Below are 24,029 nucleotides of genomic sequence, written 5' to 3' on the forward strand. Positions count from 1 at the left end.
AGGGTGGCACCACGGGAATTCGTCTCTCGTCCCTAATTTATTAGGGATGGGAGATTTTTGTTTGCATAAAAACTAAAGGAGGGAAATATATGTCATTTCAAATTCCGCGCGGGACGCAAGATATATTGCCAGAACAAGCAGCAAAATGGCAATATATTGAACAAATAGCGCGCGAGCTTTGTCGTCGTTACAATTACCAAGAAATTCGCACCCCTATTTTTGAACATACCGAACTATTTTTACGCGGTGTCGGCGATACGACCGACATTGTTCAAAAAGAAATGTACACATTTGAAGATCGTGGCGGTCGCAGTTTGACGCTTCGTCCAGAAGGAACGGCAGCGGTCGTTCGCTCATTTGTTGAAAATAAAATGTACGGATATCCGAATCAGCCGGTCAAACTTTATTACATGGGACCGATGTTTCGTTACGAACGTCCGCAAGCAGGGCGTTTTCGTCAGTTCGTTCAATTTGGTGTCGAAGCGCTCGGAAGCAATGATCCGGCCATTGATGCCGAAGTCATTGCTTTAGCGATGGACATATATCGCACGCTCGGATTGAAAAAGCTGAAACTTGTCATCAATAGTTTAGGTGACGTTGAAAGTAGAAAGGCGCATAGACAAGCGTTAATTGATCATTTCCAACATCGCATTCACGAGTTTTGCGATGATTGCCAAGCGCGGTTACATAAAAACCCGATGCGCATTTTAGACTGTAAAAAAGACCGTAATCACGAGCTGATGCGCACGGCTCCGTCTATTCTTGATTACTTAAATGAACAGTCGCGCACATATTTTGAAAAAGTGCAAATGTATTTACAAAAGCTCGGTATCCCCTTTGAAGTCGACCCGCGGCTTGTGCGCGGTTTAGATTATTACAATCATACCGCGTTTGAAATTATGAGCGAGGCAGAAGGATTTGGCGCGATTACGACGTTATGTGGAGGCGGTCGCTACAACGGTCTCGTTCAAGAAATTGGCGGACCTGAAACGCCAGGTATCGGATTTGCTTTAAGCATTGAGCGCTTGCTTGCAGCATTAGAAGCAGAAAGTATTTCGCTACCAATTTCAGAAGGAATCGACTGTTACGTTGTTGCGTTAGGGGAACAAGCGAAAGAAGAGGCGGTTGCTCTCGTTGCTGCCCTTCGTCAAGAAGGCATCGCAGCAGAAAAAGATTATCAAGATCGAAAAGTGAAAGCACAGCTGAAAGCAGCCGATCGTTTGCATGCGACATACGTTGCTATTTTAGGGGAAGATGAACTTCAAAAAGGAGTTATTAACGTCAAACATATGGCAACAGGAGAACAGCAAGAAGTATCGCTTCATACATTTGTTTCACATATGAAAAACGTATTGCAATAGGAGGGGAAATTATGTTCGGAAGGACGCATTATTGTGGAGAAGTAACGGATCAAGCGATTGGTCAAACGGTTCGTTTAAAAGGATGGGTGCAAAAACGTCGCGATTTAGGAGGACTTATTTTCATTGATTTGCGCGATCGAACAGGCATCGTTCAAATTGTATTTAGTCCAGATGTATCGAAAGAAGCATTGCAAGTAGCAGAAACGATTCGTAGCGAGTACGTGTTAGACGTAGAAGGAAAAGTCGTTCAGCGCGAGGAAGGACAAGTCAATCCGAATTTACCGACAGGAACAGTCGAAGTGCATGCGACGCACGTAACGATTTTAAGTGAAGCGAAAACACCGCCGTTTCCGATTTCGGATAAAACGGACGTATCCGAAGATGTTCGGTTAAAATATCGTTATTTAGATTTACGTCGCCCGGTGATGTTTCAAACGTTTCAATTGCGCCATCAAGTGACGAAAGCGATTCGCGACTTTTTAGATGAAGAAGGTTTTTTAGAGGTAGAAACGCCAATTTTAACGAAAAGCACGCCAGAGGGAGCACGTGACTATTTAGTACCGAGTCGCGTCCATCCAGGAGAGTTTTATGCGTTGCCACAATCGCCTCAAATTTTTAAACAATTATTAATGGTCGCTGGTTTTGAACGGTACTATCAAATTGCCCGCTGTTTCCGCGATGAAGATTTACGTGCCGATCGCCAACCGGAATTTACGCAAGTCGATATTGAAACATCGTTTATGAGCCAAGATGATATTTTAGCGATGATTGAACGGATGATGGCACGCGTCATGAAAATCGCAAAAGGGATCGACATCCCTATTCCATTCCCGCGCATGTCATATGACGAGGCGATCGCACGCTTCGGTTCGGACAAGCCAGACACGCGTTTTGGACTTGAGCTTGTCGATTTATCTGAGCAAGTGAAAGATTGTGGCTTTAAAGTGTTCGCTAGCGCAGTGCAAAACGGTGGACAAGTAAAAGCGATCAACGTGAAAGGAGCTGCGGATAAATATTCGCGCAAAGACATTGATGCGTTGACGGAATATGTGGCTCGCTACGGGGCAAAAGGGTTAGCATGGTTGAAAGTGGAAGATGACGGATTAAAAGGGCCGATTGCGAAGTTTTTTAACGAAGACGAGCAAAAACAAATGATGCAAACGCTTGAAGCGGAAGTCGGCGATTTGTTGTTATTTGTAGCCGATAAAAAATGTGTCGTTGCAGACTCACTTGGCGCGTTGCGTTTAAAATTAGGGAAAGATTTGAAGTTGATTGACGAATCCGCGTTTCATTTCTTATGGATTACAGATTGGCCACTTTTTGAATACGATGAGGAAGAAGGTCGTTACTATGCAGCGCACCATCCGTTTACAATGCCTGTGCGCGAAGATGTCCCGAAATTTGAAACAGATCCAGCAAGCGTCCGCGCACAAGCATACGATCTTGTTTTAAACGGGTATGAGTTAGGTGGAGGATCGCTCCGTATTTTTGAACGCGACATACAAGAAAAAATGTTTAAGACGCTTGGCTTTACTGAAGAACAAGCGCGCGAACAGTTTGGGTTTTTGCTTGAGGCGTTTGAATACGGCACTCCTCCGCATGGCGGCATCGCGCTCGGATTGGATCGACTTGTTATGTTGCTTGCGGGCCGTTCCAACTTACGCGATACGATTGCCTTCCCGAAAACAGCGAGCGCAAGCTGCTTGCTAACAGAAGCGCCGAGTGCAGTAAGCGAAGCGCAATTAGACGAATTGCATTTGTCAGTGAAGGACGTTCAAAAAGTAGACTAAATTTGTAACGTTGCAAATGCATACGAAGTGTGCTAACATACAAATAACAACAAGTCCTGATGTGTTTGTCGTATCACCTATTGTTTTGACCGAACAATGTGTGATACGGGAGCCCGGGTTTTCAGGTGGCGTACATGCCTCATTTACATAGAGAGGACGTACATAAGCTTGAAACAGGGCACCCACCTGTGAGAGAGCGGGTTCAAAACAAAGGCCATCAGCGACGGCACGATTGGGACTTAAGAAACAAAAACGAATAAAGCCTTAACGTAAAGAACATGCTTTACGTTGGGGCTTTTTTTGTGCCATAATGCATGTATATCCGATTGAAATACTTACATATGGGAGGAGCAATATGTTACATCAATTTTCTCGTAACGAATTAGCAATCGGGAAAGAAGGATTGAAACGATTAAGCGAAAGTACAGTTGCCGTTCTCGGCATTGGCGGTGTCGGATCGTTTGCAGTAGAAGCGCTAGCTCGCTCAGGCGTCGGGCGCCTCATTTTAATCGATAAAGACGATATTGATATTACAAATGTCAATCGCCAAATCCATGCGTTGTTATCCACTGTCGGGCGTCCGAAAGTGGAAGTGATGAAGGAGCGGATCGCTGACATTAACCGAGCGTGCGAAGTGATTGCGTTAAAAATGTTTTATACAGAAGAGACGTATGAACAAATTTTTTCGTATGACATTGACTATGTCATCGATGCATCGGATACGATTTCATATAAAATTCATTTAATGAAACAATGTTTAGAACGCAACATTCCGATCATTTCAAGTATGGGAGCTGCAAATAAAATGGATCCGACTCGTTTCCGTATTGCTGATATTTCAAAAACGCATACAGATCCGATTGCGAAAGTCATTCGTACAAAATTACGAAAAGAAGGAATTAAAAAAGGTATTACGGTTGTTTTTTCAGATGAAAGTCCAATCGTCATTCGCGAAGATGTGCGAAAAGAAGTAGGAAACGATGAAGCGACGATTCGTAAGGCAAAAATGCCGCCGTCATCGAATGCGTTCGTTCCATCTGTCGCTGGTCTCATTATGGCGGCACATGTCGTGCAACAGTTATTAAAAGACATCCCGATTCAACGTGTTGATCAACAATAAGCGCAAGGGGAAATCCTTTGCGCTTTTCTTATCGCACATTATTAGTTGCAAATAAACAAAAATTGAATTATAGTGAAAGTATGACTGTTCGGTCGTAATCAAACGACCGATCGGTCATATTTCAGGAAAGAAAGGAAGAGCGGGATGAACTTTTTAACAAGGTTTAGTTTAAAAAACGCAGTCGCCGTGTTCATCATTTCATTTTTACTTATATTAGGCGGACTATATTCATTTTCTTCTTTAAAAGTGGATTTACTTCCAAATATTGAGTTTCCACAATTGTCTGTGGAAGTCATTTATCCGGGTGCTTCACCAGAAGATATGAATGAGCAAGTGACGGCGAAGTTAGAAGAAAAATTTAAAGCAATTGAAGGAGTAAAGAAGATTCAAAGTTCTTCATTTGAAAGCATCGCCATCGTGAATTTAGAATTTCCATTTAACACAGATATGGAAGAAGTCGAACGACAAGTTGAATCGCTTGTCAAAGAAGCGAATTTACCAGAAAACGTGCAGACGAAAGTGAATCGTTTCTCGTTTGGTACGTTCCCGATTTATAACATTTCTGTATTCGCTAAAGGAGATACGAACGCACAGCAGCTTTTAGATGAGACAATTATTCCAGAGCTGAAAAAAATTAACGGAATTAACTCCATTTCCGTCGGTGGAATGGAAGAAAAATTAATTCAAATTACAGTAGACAAACAAAAAGCGTTGCAATACGGCTTAAGCTTAACGCAAATTAAAGAACAAATTAACGAAAAGTTTTTAGCATTCCCAGCTGGAAACGTTCAAACAGAAACGGTACAAATTCCGATTCGCGTTCAACAAAAAATTGAAACGATAAAACAGCTTGAAAATTTACCATTATCTTCTCCGATCATGAATGCATCACCAGGTGCGCCGGCAAGCGGGCAAGAAGCACCGACAACGATTACATTAAAAGATGTCGCAACGATTGAACCTGTCACAGAACAAGGAGAAATCACGCGCTACAATTTAAACGCTGCACTGTCGATGGCCATTACAAAAAAGCAAGATGCCAATACGGTTGAAGTGGCAGAAAAAGTGCTAAACGTGCTTGACAAATATAAAGACAAAATTGATTATGCAATCGGATTTGATTCAGCAGAGGGAATTAAAAAGTCAGTTGAAACACTTGTGCGTGAAGGATTGCTTGGGGCATTGTTTGCATCTATCGCGGTGCTCGTCTTTTTACGAAACGTGCGTGCAACGATTATCGCAATCATTTCCATTCCGCTTTCGCTCTTAGTGGCATCAATTTTCTTACAACGAATGGATATTTCTTTAAACATTATGACGCTCGGTGGAATGGCGGTTGCTGTCGGACGTGTCGTTGACGATAGCATCGTCGTTATCGAAAACATTTTCCGCCGCGTTCGTAAGTCAAAGACAGGGATGACAGATGAACTTGTCCAAGATTCAACAAAAGAAATTTTAAAGGCGATTACATCATCGACCATTACGACAGTCGTTGTCTTTTTACCGCTCGGTCTTGTTGGCGGTGTAACAGGTGAGTTTTTCCTACCATTTGCGTTAACGATCGTATTTTCGCTTTTAATGTCGCTTGTTGTTGCCATTACGATCGTTCCAATTTTAGCGAAGTTCTCGTTTAAAAAGGTGCCGCCAGAAGAAAAAGAAGGAGCGTTGCAACGAGCTTACGGAAAAACGATTGAATGGGCGCTTGATCATAAAAAAACGGTGTTATTCCTGTCTGTTGTATTGCTCGGTAGTTCGTTTGCTATTGTGCCGAAGTTAGGCTTTACATTTATTCCAAACGAAGAACAAAAAACGCTCATTGCTGCCATTGAGCTTCCTTCTTCGACGCCGTTAGAAAAAACGAATGAAGTGTCGCTCCAAGTCGAGAAAATGTTTGATGAAAAGAAAGAAATTAAAGAAGTGACAGCTGGAATTGGTACGCGCGACTTCCGAAGCGGCTTAAAACGAAAAAATCAAGCGAACTATTTCATTACGTTAGAAGAAAACGTAAACGTTTCGCAATTTATTAAAGAGCTTGAAAAAGAAATGGAAGACATTGCCCAAGCTGAAGTAAAAGCAGCGAAAGTTGGCGTCCAAGAATTGCAATCGGGTGGACCGCCGTCTAACAATAACGTGAACATTGACTTATACTCGACAAACTTAACAGCGTTACAACAAGCAGCGAAAGATGTAGAGCTTTATTTGAAAAAGCGTTACGATTTAAAATATGTCACAAACAACTTTGCAGATAAACAAAAGCAAGTGATCGTAAACATTGATCCGCAAAAAGCAGCACAATACGGAGTTTCTGGCTTCCAAATTCTCGGCACGATCGCTGATCAAACTCGTCCGGTGCAAGTTGGAACGTTAAAACTCGACGATGAAGAGCGGATGGTTCAATTGTCATATAACGAACAAATGACGTCGATGGAACAGCTAGAAAATACGCTTATTTTCACAAAGTTTGGCCCTGTTCCAGTAAAACAGTTAGCAGACGTAAAAGAAGTAGATACGTTTACATCGATTCAAAAACTAGATGGAAAAGTGTTTGCTCGCGTTTCTGCCCAAATCGTAGGCGATAACATTCAAAAAGTGACACAAGACGTCATTAATGGCGTCAAACAAGACGTACAGTTACCAGAAGACGTCTCACTGGAAGGTGGCGGTGGAAGCGATGAAACGGTCGAAACGTTCCAGCAGCTCGGCTTAGCGATGGCTGTTGCGATTGGGCTTGTATATATTACAATGCTCATTACGTTTGGAAAAGCGCGTATTCCGTTCATCATTTTATCGTCGCTCATATTCGTCCCAATTGGTTCTTTGCTCGGTTTATTTATCGCAAATGAACCGATGTCTGTCAGCGTCATGATCGGTTTACTCATGCTCATTGGAATTGTCACAACAAACGCGATCGTTCTCGTTGACCGCATCGGACAAAATCGTGAGCAAAAAGGAATGACGATTCGTCACGCGCTCATTGAAGCAGGAAAAACGCGGCTACGCCCAATTTTAATGACCGCATTTGCGACAGTTGCCGCACTCATTCCGCTTGCGCTCACGAAATCATCAGGAACGCTCATTTCGAAAGGATTAGCGATTACGGTCATCGGCGGATTGACATCATCTACATTGCTGACGTTAATTCTCGTTCCTGTTGTGTATGAACTATTTTTCTTCCGTCAAGCGAAAAAAGAACGACAAGCATAATTGATGACAGGCTGGCTGAAATTCGGTCAGCCTGTTATGTTATAATAAAACGAGAAAACAATAAGGATGAGGCCGCATGAGCAGAAAAGAGCAAATTATTGAAGTCGCGATGAAACTATTTGCGGAAAAAGGGTATCACGCGACATCGATGCAAGAAATTGCTGAACATAGTCATTTAGCGAAAGGGTCGCTATACAACTACTTTAAGTCAAAAGAAGAAATTGTTTTGTCGATTTTTCAATATCATTACGATCAGTTGTTTCAACAATTTGCGCGCATCGCTTCAGATCGTTCGCTGACGGCAAGAGAAAAATTTTTAAAACAACTTTCTTTACAAATTGAAGCGTTTGAACAACATAAAGAAATTGTGCAAATGCATATGGGAGACCATGCGCAAAAAGTAAGTGAAGACGTTCATGCGCTCGTTTTGCGCATCCGTTCTCATTTATTTGATTGGTACATTCAGTCATTCATCGATATGTACGGGGAGCGTATTCGTCCATTTGTACTTGATTGTGCCATTATGTTAAATGGGATGTTAAAAGAATATTTATTTTTTGCTTTGTTTGAAAAACAGTCGTTTTCTTTTCAACGTTTAGCTCCTTTTTTAATGGAGCGACTAGATGCGCTTGTCGATAGTTTACAGCACGACATGCCGCTCATTTGCCACGATGCAAAAGCAGAAAAAGCGCGCGCACTTGCCCTCATTGATGAGATGATTGAAGAAGCACGTGATTATCATACGATGGATTTGTTGAAACAATTGAAAGAAGAAATGGAGCGAGATGAACCGAGAAAAGCGATTGTTGAAGCGTTTCTTTTATATTTACAACAAAGCGACATGCGTCAGTTCGTTCCTGCCTTACGTGCGGCGCTCGCGTTGTGAGGTGAAAAACAGTGTTTGCTCAAGAACCGCTTGCCTATCGTATGCGTCCACGCACAATCGACGAAGTCGTCGGACAAGACGATGTCATCGGTCCACATACAGCATTATATCGAATGATTAAAAATGGATATGTTCCATCCCTGTTACTTTACGGACAGCCGGGCGTCGGTAAAACATCGCTCGCTTATGCGATTGCTGGAACGATGAAACGCCCGTTTTATGCGTTAAATGCAACGACGGCAGGGAAAAAAGAAATCGAAGAAATTGTGGCAGATGCTCGTTTTGAAGGGAACGTTATTTTATTTATTGATGAAATTCATCGGTTTACAAAAGCGCAGCAAGATTATTTATTGCCGCATGTTGAAAATGGACTCATTACACTCATTGGGGCGACGACAGAAAACCCGTTTCATTCGATTAACCCTGCTGTGCGGAGCCGCTTAGGACAAATGAAACAATTACAGCCATTAACAAAAGAGAAAACGATCGAATTACTGCACCGCGCTTTAACCGATCGTGAACGCGGATTAGGAAATTGGCATATTGATATTAGCGACGAGGCGCTTTCCATCATTGCCGAAGGAGCGAACGGGGATGCGCGCATGGCATTAACGATTTTAGAAGAAGCGGTATATGCAACGAAACAAGGCGATCAGAGTGCCATTGTTGATACACATACCGTTTCATTTTGTGTAGAAAAAATGGCGTTGACGTATGATAAACAAGGAGATACGTACTATTCTTTGCTTTCGGCTTTTCAGAAAAGTGTTCGCGGAAGCGATGTAAATGCTGCGCTTCATTATTTAGCGCGGCTTCTTGAAGGAGGAGACCTTACCGCAGTGTGCCGTCGCCTCGCGGTTATCGCTTATGAAGATATTGGATTAGCGAATCCGCTCATTGGTGTGAAGGTCATGAGCGCGATCGAAGCAGCGGAGCGTCTCGGGATGCCAGAAGCGCGCATTCCGCTTTCGGTTGTGACGATTGAAATGTGTTTATCACCGAAATCAAATAGCGCATATGAAGCAATAGATCAAGCGCTTGCGGATGTGCGAAGCGGAAAAGGGCAGTCAATTCCGCTCCATCTGCAAGACGCTCACTATGCGGGGGCGAAACATCTTGGACGCGGAATAGGGTATAAATATCCACACGATTATCCGTACAGTTGGGTGGCACAACAATACTTGCCTGATGATTTAATCGGTGTGCAATATTATGAACCGAAACGAAACGGAGAAGAAAAGCAGCTTGCTTCCGTCTATGAGCGGCTCAATGAGCGAAAAAAACAGTAACGTTCCTTTGTTCTGCACTTTTATGTTATAATGGCTTGTGTTTCTTTTGATAGTAAATAAGGGGATGATTCGTTTGAAAATATCTACGAAAGGTCGATACGGCTTAACGATTATGATTGAATTGGCTAAGCGTTATGGAGAGGGACCAATTTCGTTAAAGTCGATTGCTCAAATGAACAATTTATCGGAACATTATTTAGAACAACTCATTTCCCCATTGCGAAACGCTGGTTTAGTAAAAAGCATTCGCGGCGCGTATGGCGGCTACATTTTAGCAAATGAACCGTCGAAAATTACAGCAGGCGATGTCATTCGTGTATTAGAAGGTCCGTTGCAAGTCGTTGAGGAGCTAGAAGACGAAGAACCAGCGAAGCGTGAATTATGGATGCGCATTCGCGATGCGGTAAAAGAGGTGTTAGATAGCACGACGCTTGAAGATTTAGCAAGCCATACTGACGATCACGGTGACGCATATATGTTTTACATTTAAGAAAGGAGAATATATTTGGAGCGCATTTATTTCGATCATGCAGCGACGTCTCCTGTTCATCCACAAGTTGTTGAGGCAATGATTCCGTATATGACGACATATTTTGGGAATCCATCAAGCATTCATTCGTTCGGCCGTGAAAGTCGACGCGCGCTTGATGAAGCGAGGGAGACAATCGCGAAAACAATTGGGGCAAAAGGAAACGAAATCATTTTTACAAGCGGCGGAACAGAAGCGGATAATTTAGCGTTGGTGGGCGTAGCGATGGCGAATCGCGATGAAGGTCGCCATATTATTACGACGTCTATCGAGCACCACGCCGTATTAAATACGTGCAAATATTTACAAAAACAAGGATTCGATGTGACGTATTTACCTGTTGATGAACATGGGATCATTTCGGTTGAACAGCTAAAAAGCGCGTTGCGCGATGATACGATTATCGTATCTGTGATGTTTGGCAACAATGAAACCGGCGTATTGCAACCGATTCATGACATCGGTCAATTGCTTCGTGACCATGGTGCTTATTTTCATACAGATGCGGTTCAAGCGTACGGTTTAGTTCCAATTGACGTTCGTGAACTTGGCATTGATTTACTTTCCGTATCTAGCCATAAAATTAACGGGCCAAAAGGAGTCGGCTTTTTATATGTGCGTGAAGGCGTTCGTCTTACCCCGCACATATACGGAGGAGAACAAGAACGAAAAAGGCGTGCGGGAACAGAAAACGTACCCGGTATTGTCGGATTGCAAAAAGCGGCAGAGCTTGCTCAACAAACGATGGCCGAAAAACGAGCGTTATATGAACAGTTTCAAAAAGTCATGTTAACGACGTTCGCGCAAGAAGGGATTCATTACGCAATCAATGGTCATGAAACATGTCGCTTGCCACATGTGTTAAATGTTTCGTTTTTCGGAACGAATGTCGAAGCATTGCTTGTCAATTTAGACTTAGCAGGCATTGCCGCATCAAGTGGATCAGCATGTACGGCTGGTTCGATTGATCCGTCGCACGTGTTAGTAGCGATGTACGGAAATGAATCAGAGCTCATTCGCTCATCTGTTCGGTTTAGTTTTGGGTATGGAAATACGTTGGAACAAGTAGAACGAGCAGCATATGACATTGTCAAAATAGTGAAGCGACTAACAAAAGTATGAAAGGAGGGAGAAGAATGGCAAGGGTAGTTGTTGGGATGTCTGGCGGTGTCGACTCATCTGTCGCAGCGCTATTGTTAAAACAACAAGGATACGATGTCATCGGCATTTTCATGAAAAACTGGGATGATACAGATGAAAACGGGGTATGTACGGCAACGGAAGATTACGAAGATGTCGTGCGTGTATGCAACCAAATTGGTATTCCGTATTATGCGGTGAACTTCGAAAAGCAATATTGGGAAAAAGTATTTACGTACTTTTTAGATGAATATAAAGCGGGGCGTACACCGAATCCAGATGTGATGTGCAATAAAGAAATTAAATTTAAAGCATTTTTAGAACATGCGATGGCGCTTGGAGCTGACTATTTAGCGACAGGGCATTATGCGCGCGTCGCTTATCGCGATGGTGAATATCAATTGTTGCGCGGATTAGATGCAAATAAAGATCAAACGTATTTTTTAAATCAGCTCGGACAAGCGCAATTGTCGAAAGTGCTGTTTCCAATCGGGGAATTGCAAAAATCGCAAGTGCGTGAAATAGCGAAAGAGGCGGGGCTTGCAACAGCAGGAAAAAAAGATAGCACAGGCATTTGTTTTATCGGTGAGCGCAATTTTAAACAGTTTTTAAGCAATTATTTGCCTGCGCAACCGGGCAAGATGCAAACGCTCGATGGAGAAATAAAAGGTACGCATGATGGGCTCATGTATTATACGATCGGACAGCGCCACGGGCTTGGCATTGGCGGAAGCGGAGAGCCTTGGTTTGTTGTCGGGAAAAATTTGAAAGAAAACGTGTTGTACGTCGCACAAGGATTTGATAACGAATTGCTTTATTCTGATGCCATTATTGCGACGAATGTCAATTGGGTAAGTGATCGGAAGCCGCACGAACCGATTTCATGTACGGCGAAATTCCGTTATCGTCAACCAGATGTGCCGGTTACTGTAGAAATGATTGATGAGACGACAGCGCGTGTATCATTTAGCCAACGCGTGCGCGCAGTGACGCCGGGACAAGCAGTTGTATTTTATCACGGTGAACAATGTCTCGGTGGCGGTACGATTGATCAAGTATTTCGCGACGGCAACCGACTCACATACGTTGGCTAACCTTCAACTCAACAGACGAGTTGAAGGCTTTTTTGTTATAATATGCATATGAGGTGAGGTAGATGGATTACAACGCACAAGGCATTCAATATATGCAGCAACGTAAATATGAAGAAGCGGTCAAATGTTTTCATGAAGCAATTGAACAAAACCCGAACGATCCTGTTGGTTACATTAATTTTGGGAACGTGTTGGCAGCGGTTGGTGAAGAAGAAAAAGCGATCCGTTTTTTCAAAAAAGCGCTTGAACTTGATGAAAAAGCAGCGACAGCGTATTACGGACTCGGATCCATTTATTACAACAAGCAACAGTTCGAACGTGCGAAAGAGCAATTTGAACGTGCTATTCAAGCTGGGTTAACAGATGGCGATGTATTTTTTATGCTCGGTATGTCGCTCATGTACTTAGAGCAACCGCGCTTAGCGATGCCGTATTTACAACGGGCGGTAGAACTAAACGAGCGCGATGTGGAAGCGATGTTTCAACTTGGGCTTTGTTTAGCACAACTGCAGTTTGTCGATGAGGCGATGACTTATTTTGAACGCACTGTGCAATTAAACAATCAACATGCCGATGCTTACTACAATTTAGGTGTCGCCTACGCATACAAAGACGATCCAAAAACAGCGCATGAGATGTTCGAACAAGCGCTTGCTATTCAACCAGATCATTTACTCGCAGGACATGGGAAAAAGCTAATGGAACGAGCGTTGCAATAAAAGAGGGGGAGATGGAGTTGCAACAACAGCTAGATCTAGACGGACGATCGTTTATTAAAGGCGTCCATATTGGCACGATTTTTCATAACGAAGACAATTTATATTCTGTCATTCGTGTACGCGTGGAAGAGACAAATGAAGCGCATATAGAAAAAGACGTTGTTGTAACAGGCTATTTCCCTTTGCTCGGAGAGTATGACACATATACGTTTTTCGGCTCATTTAAAGAACATCCACGCTTTGGGAAACAATATGTTGTCGAGCATTTTCGGAAAGAGTTTCCTGAAACAAAAAAAGGAGTCATTCAATATTTATCAGGTGGCATGTTTAAAGGAATCGGGAAAAAAACAGCAGCCGCCATCGTAGAAACTTTAGGCGAGAGAGCCATTTCTAAAATATTAGAAGACCCCGATGTGCTCGCGAACGTACCGAAACTGACAAAAGCAAAAGCGAAGCAACTATATGAAACGTTGCGCGAACATGAAGGATTAGAACAAATTATGATCGCCTTGTCACAATTCGGATTCGGTCCGCAGTTGTCGATGAAAATTTATCAAGTGTACAAAGATGAAACGTTACAAATCATTCGCACGAATCCGTATCAACTTGTAGAAGACGTTGAAGGGATCGGATTCGGCCGCGCAGACGATCTCGGCTTGCAACTTGGCATTTCGGGCAATCATCCTGATCGCATTCGCGCAGGTTGTTTATACGTCATTGAACAACATTGCATGCAAGAAGGGCACGTCTACATGACGTATGAACAACTGCTTACGGAAGTGAAACAACTATTAGAGGCGAAACGTCAAGAGCTTGTCGATGTCGGTTGTATTTCCCGCGAAATCGTTCATTTATCTGAAGAAGGAAAGTTAATCGCCGAAGAAGATCGCTTTTATATCCCTTCGCTATATTTTGCCGAAAAAGGTATTGTGTCAAACATAAAGCGACTGCTTAAACAAACGGACACGTTGACATGTTCTGAAGCCGAATTTTTACTTGCGCTCGGGGAATGGGAAGAAGAGGCAAACATTCAATACTCGCAGAAGCAAAAAGAAGCGATTCAACAAGCGCTTTGTTCCCCTTTATTTATTTTAACGGGCGGACCGGGCACAGGAAAAACGACGGTTATTAACGGCATCGTTCATTTGTTTGCGAAATTGCATGGGCTATCGCTTGATCCGACGAGTTATGATACGGAAGAGCCATTTCCTATTTTGCTTGCTGCTCCAACAGGACGTGCAGCGAAGCGAATGACGGAATCGACAGGCTTGCCTGCGATGACGATTCACCGTTTGCTCGGTTGGAGTGGTGATGGATTTCAGCGCGGAGAAGATGAGCCGATTTGCGGAAAGCTGTTAATCGTTGATGAAATGTCGATGGTTGATACGTGGTTAGCCAATCAGTTGTTAAAGTCTGTCCCAGCTACGATGCAAGTCATTTTTGTTGGCGACGAAGATCAATTGCCTTCTGTCGGTCCGGGACAAGTATTAAAAGATTTGCTTCGCGCAAACGTCATTCCGACCGTTCGGCTAACAGACATTTATCGGCAAGCGGAAGGTTCATCGATTATTTCGCTTGCCCATGCAATTAAAGATGGAAACATTCCTCACGATTTGACGGTTCCACAAAAAGATCGTTCGTTTATTCGTTGTACGAGCGGACAAGTCGTTGACGTCGTAAAAAAAGTGGCGGAAAATGCGAAGCAAAAAGGATATCGCGCAAAAGATGTGCAAGTGCTTGCGCCGATGTATCGCGGTCACGCAGGAATTGATCGGCTTAACGAGACGCTTCAACAACTATTTAATCCGAAATGCGACAGTAAACGTGAACTCGTTTTTGGTGATGTCGTTTATCGCGTGGGTGATAAGGTGTTGCAACTCGTCAATCAGCCAGATGAAAACGTATTTAACGGCGACATTGGTGAGATCGTTGCCATTTTTTACGCAAACGAAAATGTAGAAAAACAAGACCTTGTCGTCGTTTCATTTGATGGGAATGAAGTGACATACCCAAAACAAGAATTGCATCAAATTACGCACGCATATTGTTGTTCGATTCATAAATCACAAGGAAGTGAATTTCCGATCGTCATTTTACCTGTTGTAAAAAGCTACTATCGTATGCTTCGGCGGAATTTACTATACACAGCCATTACGCGCAGTAAGCAATATTTAATTTTATGCGGTGAAGAAGAAGCGTTCCAACTCGGGGTGATGCGAACAGAAGACGGAACGAGACAGACGACATTATACGAAAAATTAATTGCTACTATTTCACCAGAACAACAACTACTTCCGATGGAAGATGCAAACATCGGAATGGAAGGTGTTACCCCGTATGACTTTATGGAAAATGACACAACATAATGACGGACACACATCTTGGCACGCTCCTTCTTTCCGGGACGTATGTTTGCGTAAAAAAATGACAAAGATAGAAGAAAAAATAAAAAGGAGCGTGTCCTTTTATGTTAAAGTGTCCGAATTGTCAAAGTAAAGATTTAGGGAAAATCGGTGTTAATCAGTATTATTGTTGGAACTGCTTTATTGAGCTAACCGTTCAAAAAGGAATGATTTATACGCACCAAGTTGAAGAAGACGGAACGCTCAGCTCGCTCGATGATTTGTTTAGTGAACAAGAACGAACTTTGTTTTCGTAATGAAAGGAGAATGACGATGAATCGAACAATCGCTTCTTTAATTGCGATCGGTGCAGGAGTAGCCGCGTATCAATTAGCGCAACGAAACGGTGGCATGAACATGCGCAACATGCGAAAAGTCGGCAAACAAATGTTACGTCCATTTATGTAACGAAAAACCGGCAATCTCATCTGAGGTTGCCGGTTTTTGTATAACATCCTTCTTTTGACCTCACACTATGAAAAGAGGAGGGATCATCTTGGAACATTCACATCTTCATTTTTTCGTTCGTTTAACGAAATTGTTAGTTGTTTTAGTTTGTTTATATTTTATCGTAAAGCTGAAGTCTGTATGGCTTCCGTTTTTGCACTTATTTATAAAAATTTCGACCCCTTTTTTTATCGCTGCATTTATTACATACTTGCTGCATCCTGTCGTTGAATACGTTCATCAACGTGGCATGCCGAGGGCGTTCGCTATTCTTTTGATTTACGCCATATTTTTCGGCGGAATCGGTTTTGCTGTTTATAAAGGGACACCGTTATTTATCGCTCAGTTGGAAGACTTAAATAAAAGTTTGCCGATGTTTGTTCGTACGTATGAACAATGGACGAACGTCATTCATGAACAAACGGCAACGTGGCCTTATGATGTTCATCAACGAATTGAAGCCATGATAGCGGAAGCCGAGTCATTTATTAGCGAGGCGGTTACAGGGACGATTATTGGCTTGAAACAGTTGATTAATCGGGTTATCGTTCTTTTTATTATCCCGTTTATCGCTTTCTACATGTTAAAAGATGTGGAGCTCATGAAAAAAGCCGCGTGGGATTTAACACCGAAAAAATGGCGAAATGAAGGTGTTCAATTTTTGCGTGATGTCGATCGGGCGCTCGGTGGCTATATTCGTGGACAATTGTTCGTTTGCTTATTGATCGGAACAGCCGCCGCACTTGCGTTTTGGCTCATCGGCATGAAATATCCGCTGTTGCTCGGCATCATCGTCGGCGCAACAAATGTTATTCCTTATTTCGGGCCGATTATTGGCGCGATTCCAGCCGCCATTATCGCCGCTACCGTTTCAGTAAATATGTTGTTTTTGACCGTTGGCATCGTCTTTTTATTGCAATTTATTGAAGGGAACATTTTATCCCCTTTGATCGTAGGGAAAAGTTTACATTTACATCCGCTCATCATTATGTTTTCGTTATTTGTCGGTGGGGAAATAGGTGGAGTGCTCGGTTTAATTGTCGCGGTTCCAATTGTTGCGATCGTAAAGGAGACATTTATGCACATTCGTGCGTTGAAAACAACGGTGCATTGACAAAAAAAAGGGGCTTGTCTATAATTTTCACAAGAGTAATACATAAAAAACGATGAAGGATCGAGTATGTTACAGTCCATCTTAAAGCGCTTTCGGCGCACAGAGAGGAATTTCCGCGGCTGAAAGAAATTCCAGATGAAGGGTAACAGAACGCTAATCCGGAGTGCAGGCAAACCCTGCCGACGAAGCCACGTTACGGCGGTTGAGGTGATGGACGTTTTGTCCATAAACAGGGTGGTACCGCGAGCAAGCTCTCGTCCCTGAGCAGGGATGGGAGTTTTTTATATTTTTAAGGGAGGAAGGAAACGTGAAAAAGCTAACATCTGCTCAAGTACGTCAAATGTTTTTAGACTTTTTTAAAGAAAAAGGTCACGCCGTTGAGCCGAGCGCATCGCTTATTCCAATTGACGACCCGTCATTGTTATGGATTAACAGCGGTGTTGCAACGTTAAAAAAATATTTTGATGGCCGTGTCATTCCGGACAATCCGCGCATTTGTAACGCGCAAAAGTCGATTCGTACAAACGATATTGAAAACGTCGGAAAAACGGCGCGCCATCATACGTTTTTTGAAATGCTCGGAAACTTTTCAATCGGTGATTATTTTAAACGAGAAGCCATTCACTGGGCATGGGAGTTTTTAACGAGCGAAAAATGGATCGGCTTTGACCCGAACCGTCTTTCTGTGACGATTCACCCAGAAGATGAAGAAGCGTTTGACATTTGGCATAACGAAATTGGTTTGCCAGAAGAACGAATTATTCGTTTAGAAGGAAACTTCTGGGATATCGGGGAAGGTCCGAGCGGCCCAAATACAGAAATTTTCTACGATCGCGGGGAACAATTTGGTAACGATCCGAACGATCCCGAATTATATCCTGGCGGAGAAAACGAACGTTATTTAGAAGTATGGAACCTTGTCTTTTCTCAATTTAACCATAACCCTGACGGCACGTATACGCCGCTTCCGAAGAAAAACATTGATACAGGGATGGGATTAGAGCGGATGTGCTCGATTTTACAAGACGTGCCAACAAACTTTGATACCGACTTATTTATGCCGATCATTCGAGCGACGGAACAAATTTCAGGTGAAACATATCGCACCGATGCAGAAAAAGATGTCGCATTTAAAGTTATTGCCGACCATATTCGTACGGTCACGTTTGCCATTGGCGACGGAGCGCTTCCATCAAACGAAGGACGCGGCTACGTCTTACGTCGCTTATTGCGCCGTGCGGTTCGCTATGCAAAACAATTAAACATTCAACGTCCATTTATGTATGAGCTCGTTCCGGTTGTCGGCGAAATTATGGTCGACTATTATCCGGAAGTGAAAGAAAAAGCACAATTTATTCAAAAAGTAATTAAAAACGAAGAAGAGCGCTTCCATGAAACATTAAATGAAGGTCTTGCGATTTTAGCGAGCGTCATTGAAAAAGAAAAACAACGTGGTAGTGACATGATTAGCGGTGAAGATGTATTCCGTTTGTACGATACATACGGCTTCCCGGTTGAATTAACGGAAGAGTATGCGGCGGAAGAAGGAATGAAAGTGGATCACGACGGTTTTGAACGTGAAATGGAGCGACAACGTGAGCGAGCACGTGCTGCGCGTCAAGATGTTGATTCGATGCAAGTTCAAGGCGGCGTATTAGGTGACATTAAAGTGGAAAGCACGTTTGTCGGCTACGAACAACTTTCTGTTTCCTCTGTCGTGGAAGTGATCGTCAAAGACGGTCAACTTGTCAATGAAGTACGCGCAGGGGAAGAAGCACAAGTCATTTTACGTGAAACGCCGTTTTATGCAGAAAGCGGTGGACAAATTGCCGACCGTGGCTGGATCGAAGGAGAAACAGGAAAAGCGTACGTCAAAGACGTACAAAAAGCGCCAAACGGTCAACATTTACATCATATCGTTGTCGAACACGGTGTCATTCAAACAAACGGCACATATACAGCACATGTCGATGAAGCAGCGCGCGTCGATATCGTGAAAAACCATACAGCGACGCATTTGTTACATCAAGCGTTAAAAGATGTGCTTGGCGTGCATGTAAACCAAGCAGGCTCGCTTGTTGCGCCTGATCGTTTACGCTTTGACTTCACTCATTTCGGTCAAGTGAAACAAGAAGAACTTGAACAAATTGAGGCGATCGTCAACGAACAAATTTGGAGAAATCTTCCTGTAAACATCGACTATAAGCCGCTTGATGAAGCGAAAGCGATGGGAGCGATGGCGCTGTTTGGCGAAAAGTATGGTGACATCGTGCGCGTTGTGCAAGTAGGCGACTATAGCTTAGAGCTTTGTGGTGGTTGCCATGTCACAAATACGGCGGAAATCGGCTTGTTTAAAATCGTTTCTGAATCAGGTATTGGCGCAGGCACACGCCGCATTGAAGCGGTCACAGGAAAAGCAGCGTATCGTTTAATGAACGATCAAATTGCATTGTTAAAAGAAGTAGCGGAAAAATTAAAAACGAACCCGAAAGATGTGCTCACGCGCATCGATACGCTTATGAATGACATGCGTGAATTGCAACGTGAAAACGAATCGCTTGCTGCCCGTTTAAGCCATATGGAAGCAGAAAACTTAGTCAACCAAACGAAAGAAATCAACGGCGTTCAACTTGTTGTAAGCAAAGTAAATAACGCTGATATGAACAGCTTACGTGCAATGGTCGACGATTTAAAACAAAAATTAGGATCAGCAATCATTGTGCTTGCTTCTGTACAACAAAATAAAGTAAACTTAATTGTCGGTGTCACAAACGACTTAATCGACCGCGGTTATCACGCTGGAAAACTCATTAAAGAAGTGGCGACGCGTTGCGGCGGTGGCGGTGGCGGCCGAGCAGATATGGCACAAGCAGGCGGAAAAGATGCGAATAAAGTAGACGAAGCATTGAAATTTGTCGAGCAGTGGGTAAAATCTGTTTAATAAACGGTGGAAATCGTGTACAATGGATGTAAGGATGGATATGCCAGATTTCTCGGAACGTGAGAGTGGGGTGCAAAAACGATGAGTTCGTTTGATAATACAATGCAATTTAACTTCTCGGAAGAGCCGATGAACGTCGATGTTCGAGAAGTATTGCTTACTGTATACGACGCGTTGCAAGAAAAAGGATATAACCCGATTAACCAAATTGTCGGCTACTTATTGTCTGGTGATCCAGCTTACATCCCTCGCCATAAAGATGCCAGAAACTTAATTCGAAAAGTTGATCGTGACGAATTAATTGAAGAATTAGTGAAATTCTATTTACGAACACATCGCGAGGAATAGCCATATGCGTATTTTAGGATTAGACGTTGGAACGAAAACGCTCGGCGTTGCTGTAAGCGACGAATTAGGATGGACGGCTCAAGGCATCGAGACGATTCGTATCGATGAAGAACATGGCGAATATGGTTTTGACCGTTTGCGGCAACTGATCGAGCAATATGCGGTCGAAGAAATCGTCGTCGGGTTTCCGAAAAACATGAACGGCACGATCGGACCGCGCGGTGAAGCGACAAAACGCTTTGCAGAACAAGTGAAACAAACGTTTTCACTTCCTGTCGTCTTGTGGGACGAAAGGTTGTCTACCATGGCGGCAGAGCGCATGTTGATCGCTGCGGACGTCAGTCGAAAAAAGCGAAAGAAAGTGATCGACAAAATGGCCGCAGTGATGATTTTACAATCGTATTTGGACCATAAACAATTGAGGTGAACATGATGGAACACGGTGAAAAACACATTACAGTCGTTGATGACAACGGCAACGAGCAACTTTGTGAAGTATTATTTACGTTTGAATCTGAGGAATTTGGAAAATCTTATGTTTTGTACTACCCAATTGGTGCAGAAGAAGATGACAACGAAGAAATCGAAATTCACGCATCTTCCTTTATCCCAGGAGAAGATGGGCAAGCCGGAGAATTGCAGCCGATCGAAACAGAAGAAGAATGGGAAATGATCGAAGAAATGTTAAACACATTCCTCGGTGAAGAGGAAGAAGACGAGGAAGAAGAGGAAGAAGGCTCATTCCTCAGTGAAGAACAGAGAAGAGGAAGAAGATAAAAAAGGGGCTGACTGTGCGTCAGCTTCTTTTTTATTTATGTCATGTCGTGGTTTGTAGTATAATGTCAGAAGTGAGGGGAGGATAGCTTATGTTACAAGAACACGAAGCGAAAACGGTGCGAAAAATTGTTTTATATATTACTGCACCTTTGTTATTGTTCATGGTTGCTGCATGCATTGGTTTATTTGTATACATTCGTTCCGCTTTGCAACCGGTTGATCCGAACGACAAAACACCGATTCAAGTGGAAATTCCGATCGGTTCATCGGTGTATACAATCGCAAATATATTAGAAAAAAACGGTGTCGTAAAAGATGCAACGATTTTTCGCTATTACGTAAAATTTAAAAACCATGCGGACTTTCAAGCTGGCAATTATACGTTTACAAAAGCAATGACATTTGAACAAATTGTAAAACAGCTAAAAACAGGAAAAATCGTCAAAGAAGCGAAATTAAAAATAACGATTCCAGAAGGAAAACAGTTGACGCAAATTGCGACGATTATGTCACAAAAGACGGGCTATTCTACAGAAGACATTATGGCGAAATTAACAAATCGCACGTACATTGAAGAGTTAATGAAAAAATATCCTTCTGTTTTAACAGCGGATATTTTAAATAAAAACATTCGTTATGCGTTGGAAGGATATTTATTCCCAGCAACCTATTCATTTACGGAAGAAAAACCGCCACTTGAAGAAATGATTGAAACGATGATCGCCAAAACGGAAGAAATATTGGCAAAATATACGGAAGATATGGAAGCGCGCGGCATGACAGTTCATCAATTGTTAACGATGGCGTCACTTATTGAAGAAGAAGCGACGGAAAAAGCGGATCGCGAAAAAATTGCTAGTGTGTTTTACAATCGATTGGAAAAAGGAATGCCGCTTCAAACGGACCCAACGGTTTTATATGCGCTCGGAAAGCATAAACAACGTGTATATTACAAAGACTTGGAAGTAAACTCACCGTACAACACGTATATGCATAAAGGACTTCCACCAGGGCCAATTGCAAATGCGGGAGAAATGTCGATTCATGCGGCGCTTCATCCAGCCGAAACGGACTACTTTTACTTTTTAGCAACACCAGCAGGCGATGTCATTTTTACAAAAACGCTTGACGAACATAATCGTGAAAAAGCAAAATATATCGGAAAGCAATAAAACGTTCGCTTTTTATTTTGATTTATGGTAGTATATATAAAGTTATGGATCGTGATGAAACAAGAGTTCAATTCGTTTGAACTCTTGTTTTTGCGAGGAGGACAGTTCGTTGGTAAATGAGGAAATGATTCAATATGTAGAACGATTACTACCAAAAAAAGAAGAAGCGATCGTAGCGATGGAACGATATGCGCGTGAACATAACGTTCCGATTATGGATGCGCTTAGCATCGAAACGATGTTGCACATGTTAAAACTCGTGCAACCGATGCGTATTTTAGAAATTGGCACGGCCATTGGCTACTCTGCCATTCGGATGGCAAAAGCGTTGCCGCATGTACACATTGTCACGATCGAACGCGATGAAGAGCGCTATAAACAGGCGCTCGTTTATGTAGAGCAAACGAATACAAAAGAGCAAATAACGTTATTGTTTGGTGATGCGCTTGATATGGGCGACGAAGTGAAAAAGCATGCCCCTTTTGACGTATTATTTATTGACGCGGCAAAAGGACAATATCGCCGCTTTTTTGAGTTGTACGAGCCGCTACTAAGCGAGCGGGGAATCATTATAACAGATAACGTATTGTTTAAAGGGCTTGTCGCTACACATGAACCGATTGAACAAAAACGCATTCGCCAGCTGATTAAAAAAATTCAAGCATATAACGAATGGCTAATGGCGCATCCGCGCTATGAAACGGTCATCATTCCGATCGGGGATGGAATAGCGATATCGAGAAAAAGAGGTGAATAACATGAAAAAACCAGAATTGCTTGTTACACCAACGAGCGTTGCGCATATGGAACAACTTGCCCAAGCGGGAGCAAATGCTGTAATGATCGGTGAACAACGGTACGGCTTACGCTTAGCAGGCGAGTTTTCAAGGCAACATATCATCGATGCCATGCAAGTGGCACGAAAGTACGGGGTGCGCGTATATGTTGCGATGAACGCGCTTTTTCATAACGACAAAGTAGATGAACTAAGTGATTACGTTCGCTTTTTATCCGAACAACAAGTGGATGCCATCGTATTTGGCGATCCAGCGGTGTTAATGACCGTACGAGAAGTCGCACCGCATATGAAACTGCATTGGAACACAGAAACGACAGCGACAAACTGGTATGCGTGCAACTATTGGGGACGAAAAGGAGCGAAACGTGCCGTCTTAGCGCGAGAGTTAAATATGGAAGAAATTATTGATATTAAAAATCATGCAGAAGTGGAAATTGAAGTGCAAGTACACGGCATGACGTGCATGTTTCAGTCGAAGCGGTCCCTCATCGGCAACTATTTTGAATATCAAGGCAAGTTTATGGAAGTACAACAAATGAAATATGCGAAAGGGCTCTTTTTATACGATAAAGAGCGCGACAATAAATATCCGATTTTTGAAGATGAAAACGGTACGCATATTATGAGTCCAAATGACATTTGCATTATCGATGAACTTGAAGACATGATCGATGCGGGCATCGATAGCTTTAAAATTGACGGCGTGCTTCATGAGCCAGAGTATATTACAGAAGTGACGAAATTATATCGTCGTGCGATCGATTTGTGCGCAGAAAATCGCGAGCAATACGAGGAAGAAAAAGGCGAGTTGTTTGCGCGCATTGAAGCGATTCAACCAACACATCGTCCGTTAGATACCGGCTTTTTCTTTAAAGAAACTGTATATTAAACGAAAAG

Annotated in this window: 21 protein-coding genes, 1 other RNA gene and 1 other annotated feature (1 of these 23 cut by a window edge); all 22 genes read left to right on the plus strand. The window is 42.8% G+C overall.

Translation table 11 applies throughout. The features are described from left to right. Positions 1-37 (plus strand) — a binding site (T-box leader) (it extends 193 nt beyond the left edge of the window). Between the two features lie 52 nt (positions 38-89). The 22 genes from hisS (at position 90) to ES017_RS05025 (ending at position 24,021) form a co-directional block, all read left to right on the plus strand. After that, positions 90-1,361 (plus strand): histidine--tRNA ligase, encoded by a 1,272-nt coding sequence (gene hisS / locus ES017_RS04920; RefSeq protein ID WP_021093909.1) that lies wholly within the window; start codon positions 90-92, stop codon positions 1,359-1,361. Between the two features lie 11 nt (positions 1,362-1,372). After that, positions 1,373-3,151 carry an aspartate--tRNA ligase gene (gene aspS / locus ES017_RS04925; protein ID WP_021093910.1) on the plus strand — a complete coding sequence of 593 codons (1,779 nt, stop codon included), beginning with the start codon at positions 1,373-1,375 and terminating at the stop codon, positions 3,149-3,151. A 50-nt stretch (positions 3,152-3,201) separates the two neighbouring features. Next, positions 3,202-3,394: non-coding RNA, 6S RNA (gene ssrS, locus ES017_RS04930), on the plus strand. A 112-nt stretch (positions 3,395-3,506) separates the two neighbouring features. Beyond that, positions 3,507-4,271, plus strand: a complete 765-nt coding sequence (locus ES017_RS04935) for a tRNA threonylcarbamoyladenosine dehydratase (protein ID WP_021093911.1) — start codon at positions 3,507-3,509, stop codon at positions 4,269-4,271. 144 nt (positions 4,272-4,415) lie between these two features. Then, positions 4,416-7,475 carry an efflux RND transporter permease subunit gene (locus ES017_RS04940; RefSeq protein WP_021093912.1) on the plus strand — a complete coding sequence of 1,020 codons (3,060 nt, stop codon included), beginning with the start codon at positions 4,416-4,418 and terminating at the stop codon, positions 7,473-7,475. 76 nt (positions 7,476-7,551) lie between these two features. Then, positions 7,552-8,361, plus strand: coding sequence for a TetR/AcrR family transcriptional regulator (locus tag ES017_RS04945; RefSeq protein WP_021093913.1), 810 nt, complete (start codon positions 7,552-7,554; stop codon positions 8,359-8,361). Positions 8,362-8,402: 41 nt separating this feature from the next. Then, positions 8,403-9,650, plus strand: a complete 1,248-nt coding sequence (locus ES017_RS04950) for a replication-associated recombination protein A (protein WP_035062896.1) — start codon at positions 8,403-8,405, stop codon at positions 9,648-9,650. A 73-nt stretch (positions 9,651-9,723) separates the two neighbouring features. After that, positions 9,724-10,140: a cysteine metabolism transcriptional regulator CymR gene (gene cymR, locus ES017_RS04955; protein WP_009361688.1), complete on the plus strand. Its 417-nt coding sequence runs from the start codon at positions 9,724-9,726 to the stop codon at positions 10,138-10,140. 15 nt (positions 10,141-10,155) lie between these two features. Next, positions 10,156-11,301, plus strand: coding sequence for a cysteine desulfurase family protein (locus ES017_RS04960; RefSeq protein WP_171334824.1), 1,146 nt, complete (start codon positions 10,156-10,158; stop codon positions 11,299-11,301). After that, positions 11,298-12,413, plus strand: a complete 1,116-nt coding sequence (mnmA, locus tag ES017_RS04965) for a tRNA 2-thiouridine(34) synthase MnmA (RefSeq protein ID WP_035062885.1) — start codon at positions 11,298-11,300, stop codon at positions 12,411-12,413. The genes ES017_RS04960 and mnmA overlap by 4 nt, the downstream gene beginning before the upstream one ends. Positions 12,414-12,475: 62 nt before the next feature. Then, the gene (locus ES017_RS04970; protein WP_021093917.1) at positions 12,476-13,132 is read left to right on the plus strand and encodes a tetratricopeptide repeat protein; all 657 of its coding nucleotides are present in this window, start codon (positions 12,476-12,478) and stop codon (positions 13,130-13,132) included. Positions 13,133-13,143: 11 nt separating this feature from the next. After that, the gene (gene recD2, locus ES017_RS04975) at positions 13,144-15,498 is read left to right on the plus strand and encodes an SF1B family DNA helicase RecD2 (protein WP_021093918.1); all 2,355 of its coding nucleotides are present in this window, start codon (positions 13,144-13,146) and stop codon (positions 15,496-15,498) included. Between the two features lie 101 nt (positions 15,499-15,599). Next, a complete protein-coding gene (locus ES017_RS04980) occupies positions 15,600-15,791 on the plus strand; it encodes a hypothetical protein (protein ID WP_021093919.1) in 192 nt (63 codons plus the stop codon). Positions 15,792-15,801: 10 nt separating this feature from the next. Next, entirely contained in the window at positions 15,802-15,942 is a 141-nt protein-coding gene (locus ES017_RS04985; RefSeq protein ID WP_080730253.1) for a YrzQ family protein, read from the plus strand. An 88-nt stretch (positions 15,943-16,030) separates the two neighbouring features. Beyond that, positions 16,031-17,095, plus strand: a complete 1,065-nt coding sequence (locus ES017_RS04990; protein WP_084220257.1) for an AI-2E family transporter — start codon at positions 16,031-16,033, stop codon at positions 17,093-17,095. Between the two features lie 307 nt (positions 17,096-17,402). Further along, the gene (gene alaS, locus ES017_RS04995; RefSeq protein ID WP_021093922.1) at positions 17,403-20,036 is read left to right on the plus strand and encodes an alanine--tRNA ligase; all 2,634 of its coding nucleotides are present in this window, start codon (positions 17,403-17,405) and stop codon (positions 20,034-20,036) included. 81 nt (positions 20,037-20,117) lie between these two features. After that, entirely contained in the window at positions 20,118-20,384 is a 267-nt protein-coding gene (locus ES017_RS05000; RefSeq protein ID WP_026011524.1) for an IreB family regulatory phosphoprotein, read from the plus strand. Positions 20,385-20,388: 4 nt separating this feature from the next. Further along, on the plus strand, positions 20,389-20,811 hold the full coding sequence (gene ruvX / locus ES017_RS05005; protein WP_021093924.1) for a Holliday junction resolvase RuvX: 423 nt from the start codon (positions 20,389-20,391) through the stop codon (positions 20,809-20,811). Positions 20,812-20,816: 5 nt separating this feature from the next. Further along, complete coding sequence (locus ES017_RS05010) at positions 20,817-21,161, plus strand: DUF1292 domain-containing protein (RefSeq protein ID WP_042534194.1); 345 nt, start codon at positions 20,817-20,819, stop codon at positions 21,159-21,161. Positions 21,162-21,250: 89 nt separating this feature from the next. Continuing rightward, positions 21,251-22,333: an endolytic transglycosylase MltG gene (mltG, locus tag ES017_RS05015; protein WP_021093926.1), complete on the plus strand. Its 1,083-nt coding sequence runs from the start codon at positions 21,251-21,253 to the stop codon at positions 22,331-22,333. 109 nt (positions 22,334-22,442) lie between these two features. Beyond that, a complete protein-coding gene (locus ES017_RS05020; protein WP_021093927.1) occupies positions 22,443-23,090 on the plus strand; it encodes an O-methyltransferase in 648 nt (215 codons plus the stop codon). A 1-nt stretch (position 23,091) separates the two neighbouring features. Further along, on the plus strand, positions 23,092-24,021 hold the full coding sequence (locus ES017_RS05025) for a peptidase U32 family protein (RefSeq protein ID WP_021093928.1): 930 nt from the start codon (positions 23,092-23,094) through the stop codon (positions 24,019-24,021). Positions 24,022-24,029: the final 8 nt, after the last annotated feature.

The sequence above is a fragment of the Anoxybacillus sp. EFIL genome (assembly GCF_013096955.1).
GTDB classification, from domain to species: domain Bacteria; phylum Bacillota; class Bacilli; order Bacillales; family Anoxybacillaceae; genus Anoxybacillus; species Anoxybacillus ayderensis.

What these genes read in the sequence shown, in the direction of transcription:
- hisS (WP_021093909.1), top strand. Translation starts at nt 90, where the DNA reads ATGTCATTTCAAATTCCGCGCGGGACGCAAGATATATTGCCAGAACAA.
- aspS (WP_021093910.1), top strand. Translation starts at nt 1,373, where the DNA reads ATGTTCGGAAGGACGCATTATTGTGGAGAAGTAACGGATCAAGCGATT.
- ES017_RS04935 (WP_021093911.1), top strand. Translation starts at nt 3,507, where the DNA reads ATGTTACATCAATTTTCTCGTAACGAATTAGCAATCGGGAAAGAAGGA.
- ES017_RS04940 (WP_021093912.1), top strand. Translation starts at nt 4,416, where the DNA reads ATGAACTTTTTAACAAGGTTTAGTTTAAAAAACGCAGTCGCCGTGTTC.
- ES017_RS04945 (WP_021093913.1), top strand. Translation starts at nt 7,552, where the DNA reads ATGAGCAGAAAAGAGCAAATTATTGAAGTCGCGATGAAACTATTTGCG.
- ES017_RS04950 (WP_035062896.1), top strand. Translation starts at nt 8,403, where the DNA reads ATGCGTCCACGCACAATCGACGAAGTCGTCGGACAAGACGATGTCATC.
- mnmA (WP_035062885.1), top strand. Translation starts at nt 11,298, where the DNA reads ATGAAAGGAGGGAGAAGAATGGCAAGGGTAGTTGTTGGGATGTCTGGC.
- ES017_RS04970 (WP_021093917.1), top strand. Translation starts at nt 12,476, where the DNA reads ATGGATTACAACGCACAAGGCATTCAATATATGCAGCAACGTAAATAT.
- recD2 (WP_021093918.1), top strand. Translation starts at nt 13,144, where the DNA reads ATGGAGTTGCAACAACAGCTAGATCTAGACGGACGATCGTTTATTAAA.
- ES017_RS04980 (WP_021093919.1), top strand. Translation starts at nt 15,600, where the DNA reads ATGTTAAAGTGTCCGAATTGTCAAAGTAAAGATTTAGGGAAAATCGGT.
- ES017_RS04985 (WP_080730253.1), top strand. Translation starts at nt 15,802, where the DNA reads ATGACGATGAATCGAACAATCGCTTCTTTAATTGCGATCGGTGCAGGA.
- ES017_RS05000 (WP_026011524.1), top strand. Translation starts at nt 20,118, where the DNA reads ATGAGTTCGTTTGATAATACAATGCAATTTAACTTCTCGGAAGAGCCG.
- ruvX (WP_021093924.1), top strand. Translation starts at nt 20,389, where the DNA reads ATGCGTATTTTAGGATTAGACGTTGGAACGAAAACGCTCGGCGTTGCT.
- ES017_RS05010 (WP_042534194.1), top strand. Translation starts at nt 20,817, where the DNA reads ATGGAACACGGTGAAAAACACATTACAGTCGTTGATGACAACGGCAAC.
- mltG (WP_021093926.1), top strand. Translation starts at nt 21,251, where the DNA reads ATGTTACAAGAACACGAAGCGAAAACGGTGCGAAAAATTGTTTTATAT.
- ES017_RS05025 (WP_021093928.1), top strand. Translation starts at nt 23,092, where the DNA reads ATGAAAAAACCAGAATTGCTTGTTACACCAACGAGCGTTGCGCATATG.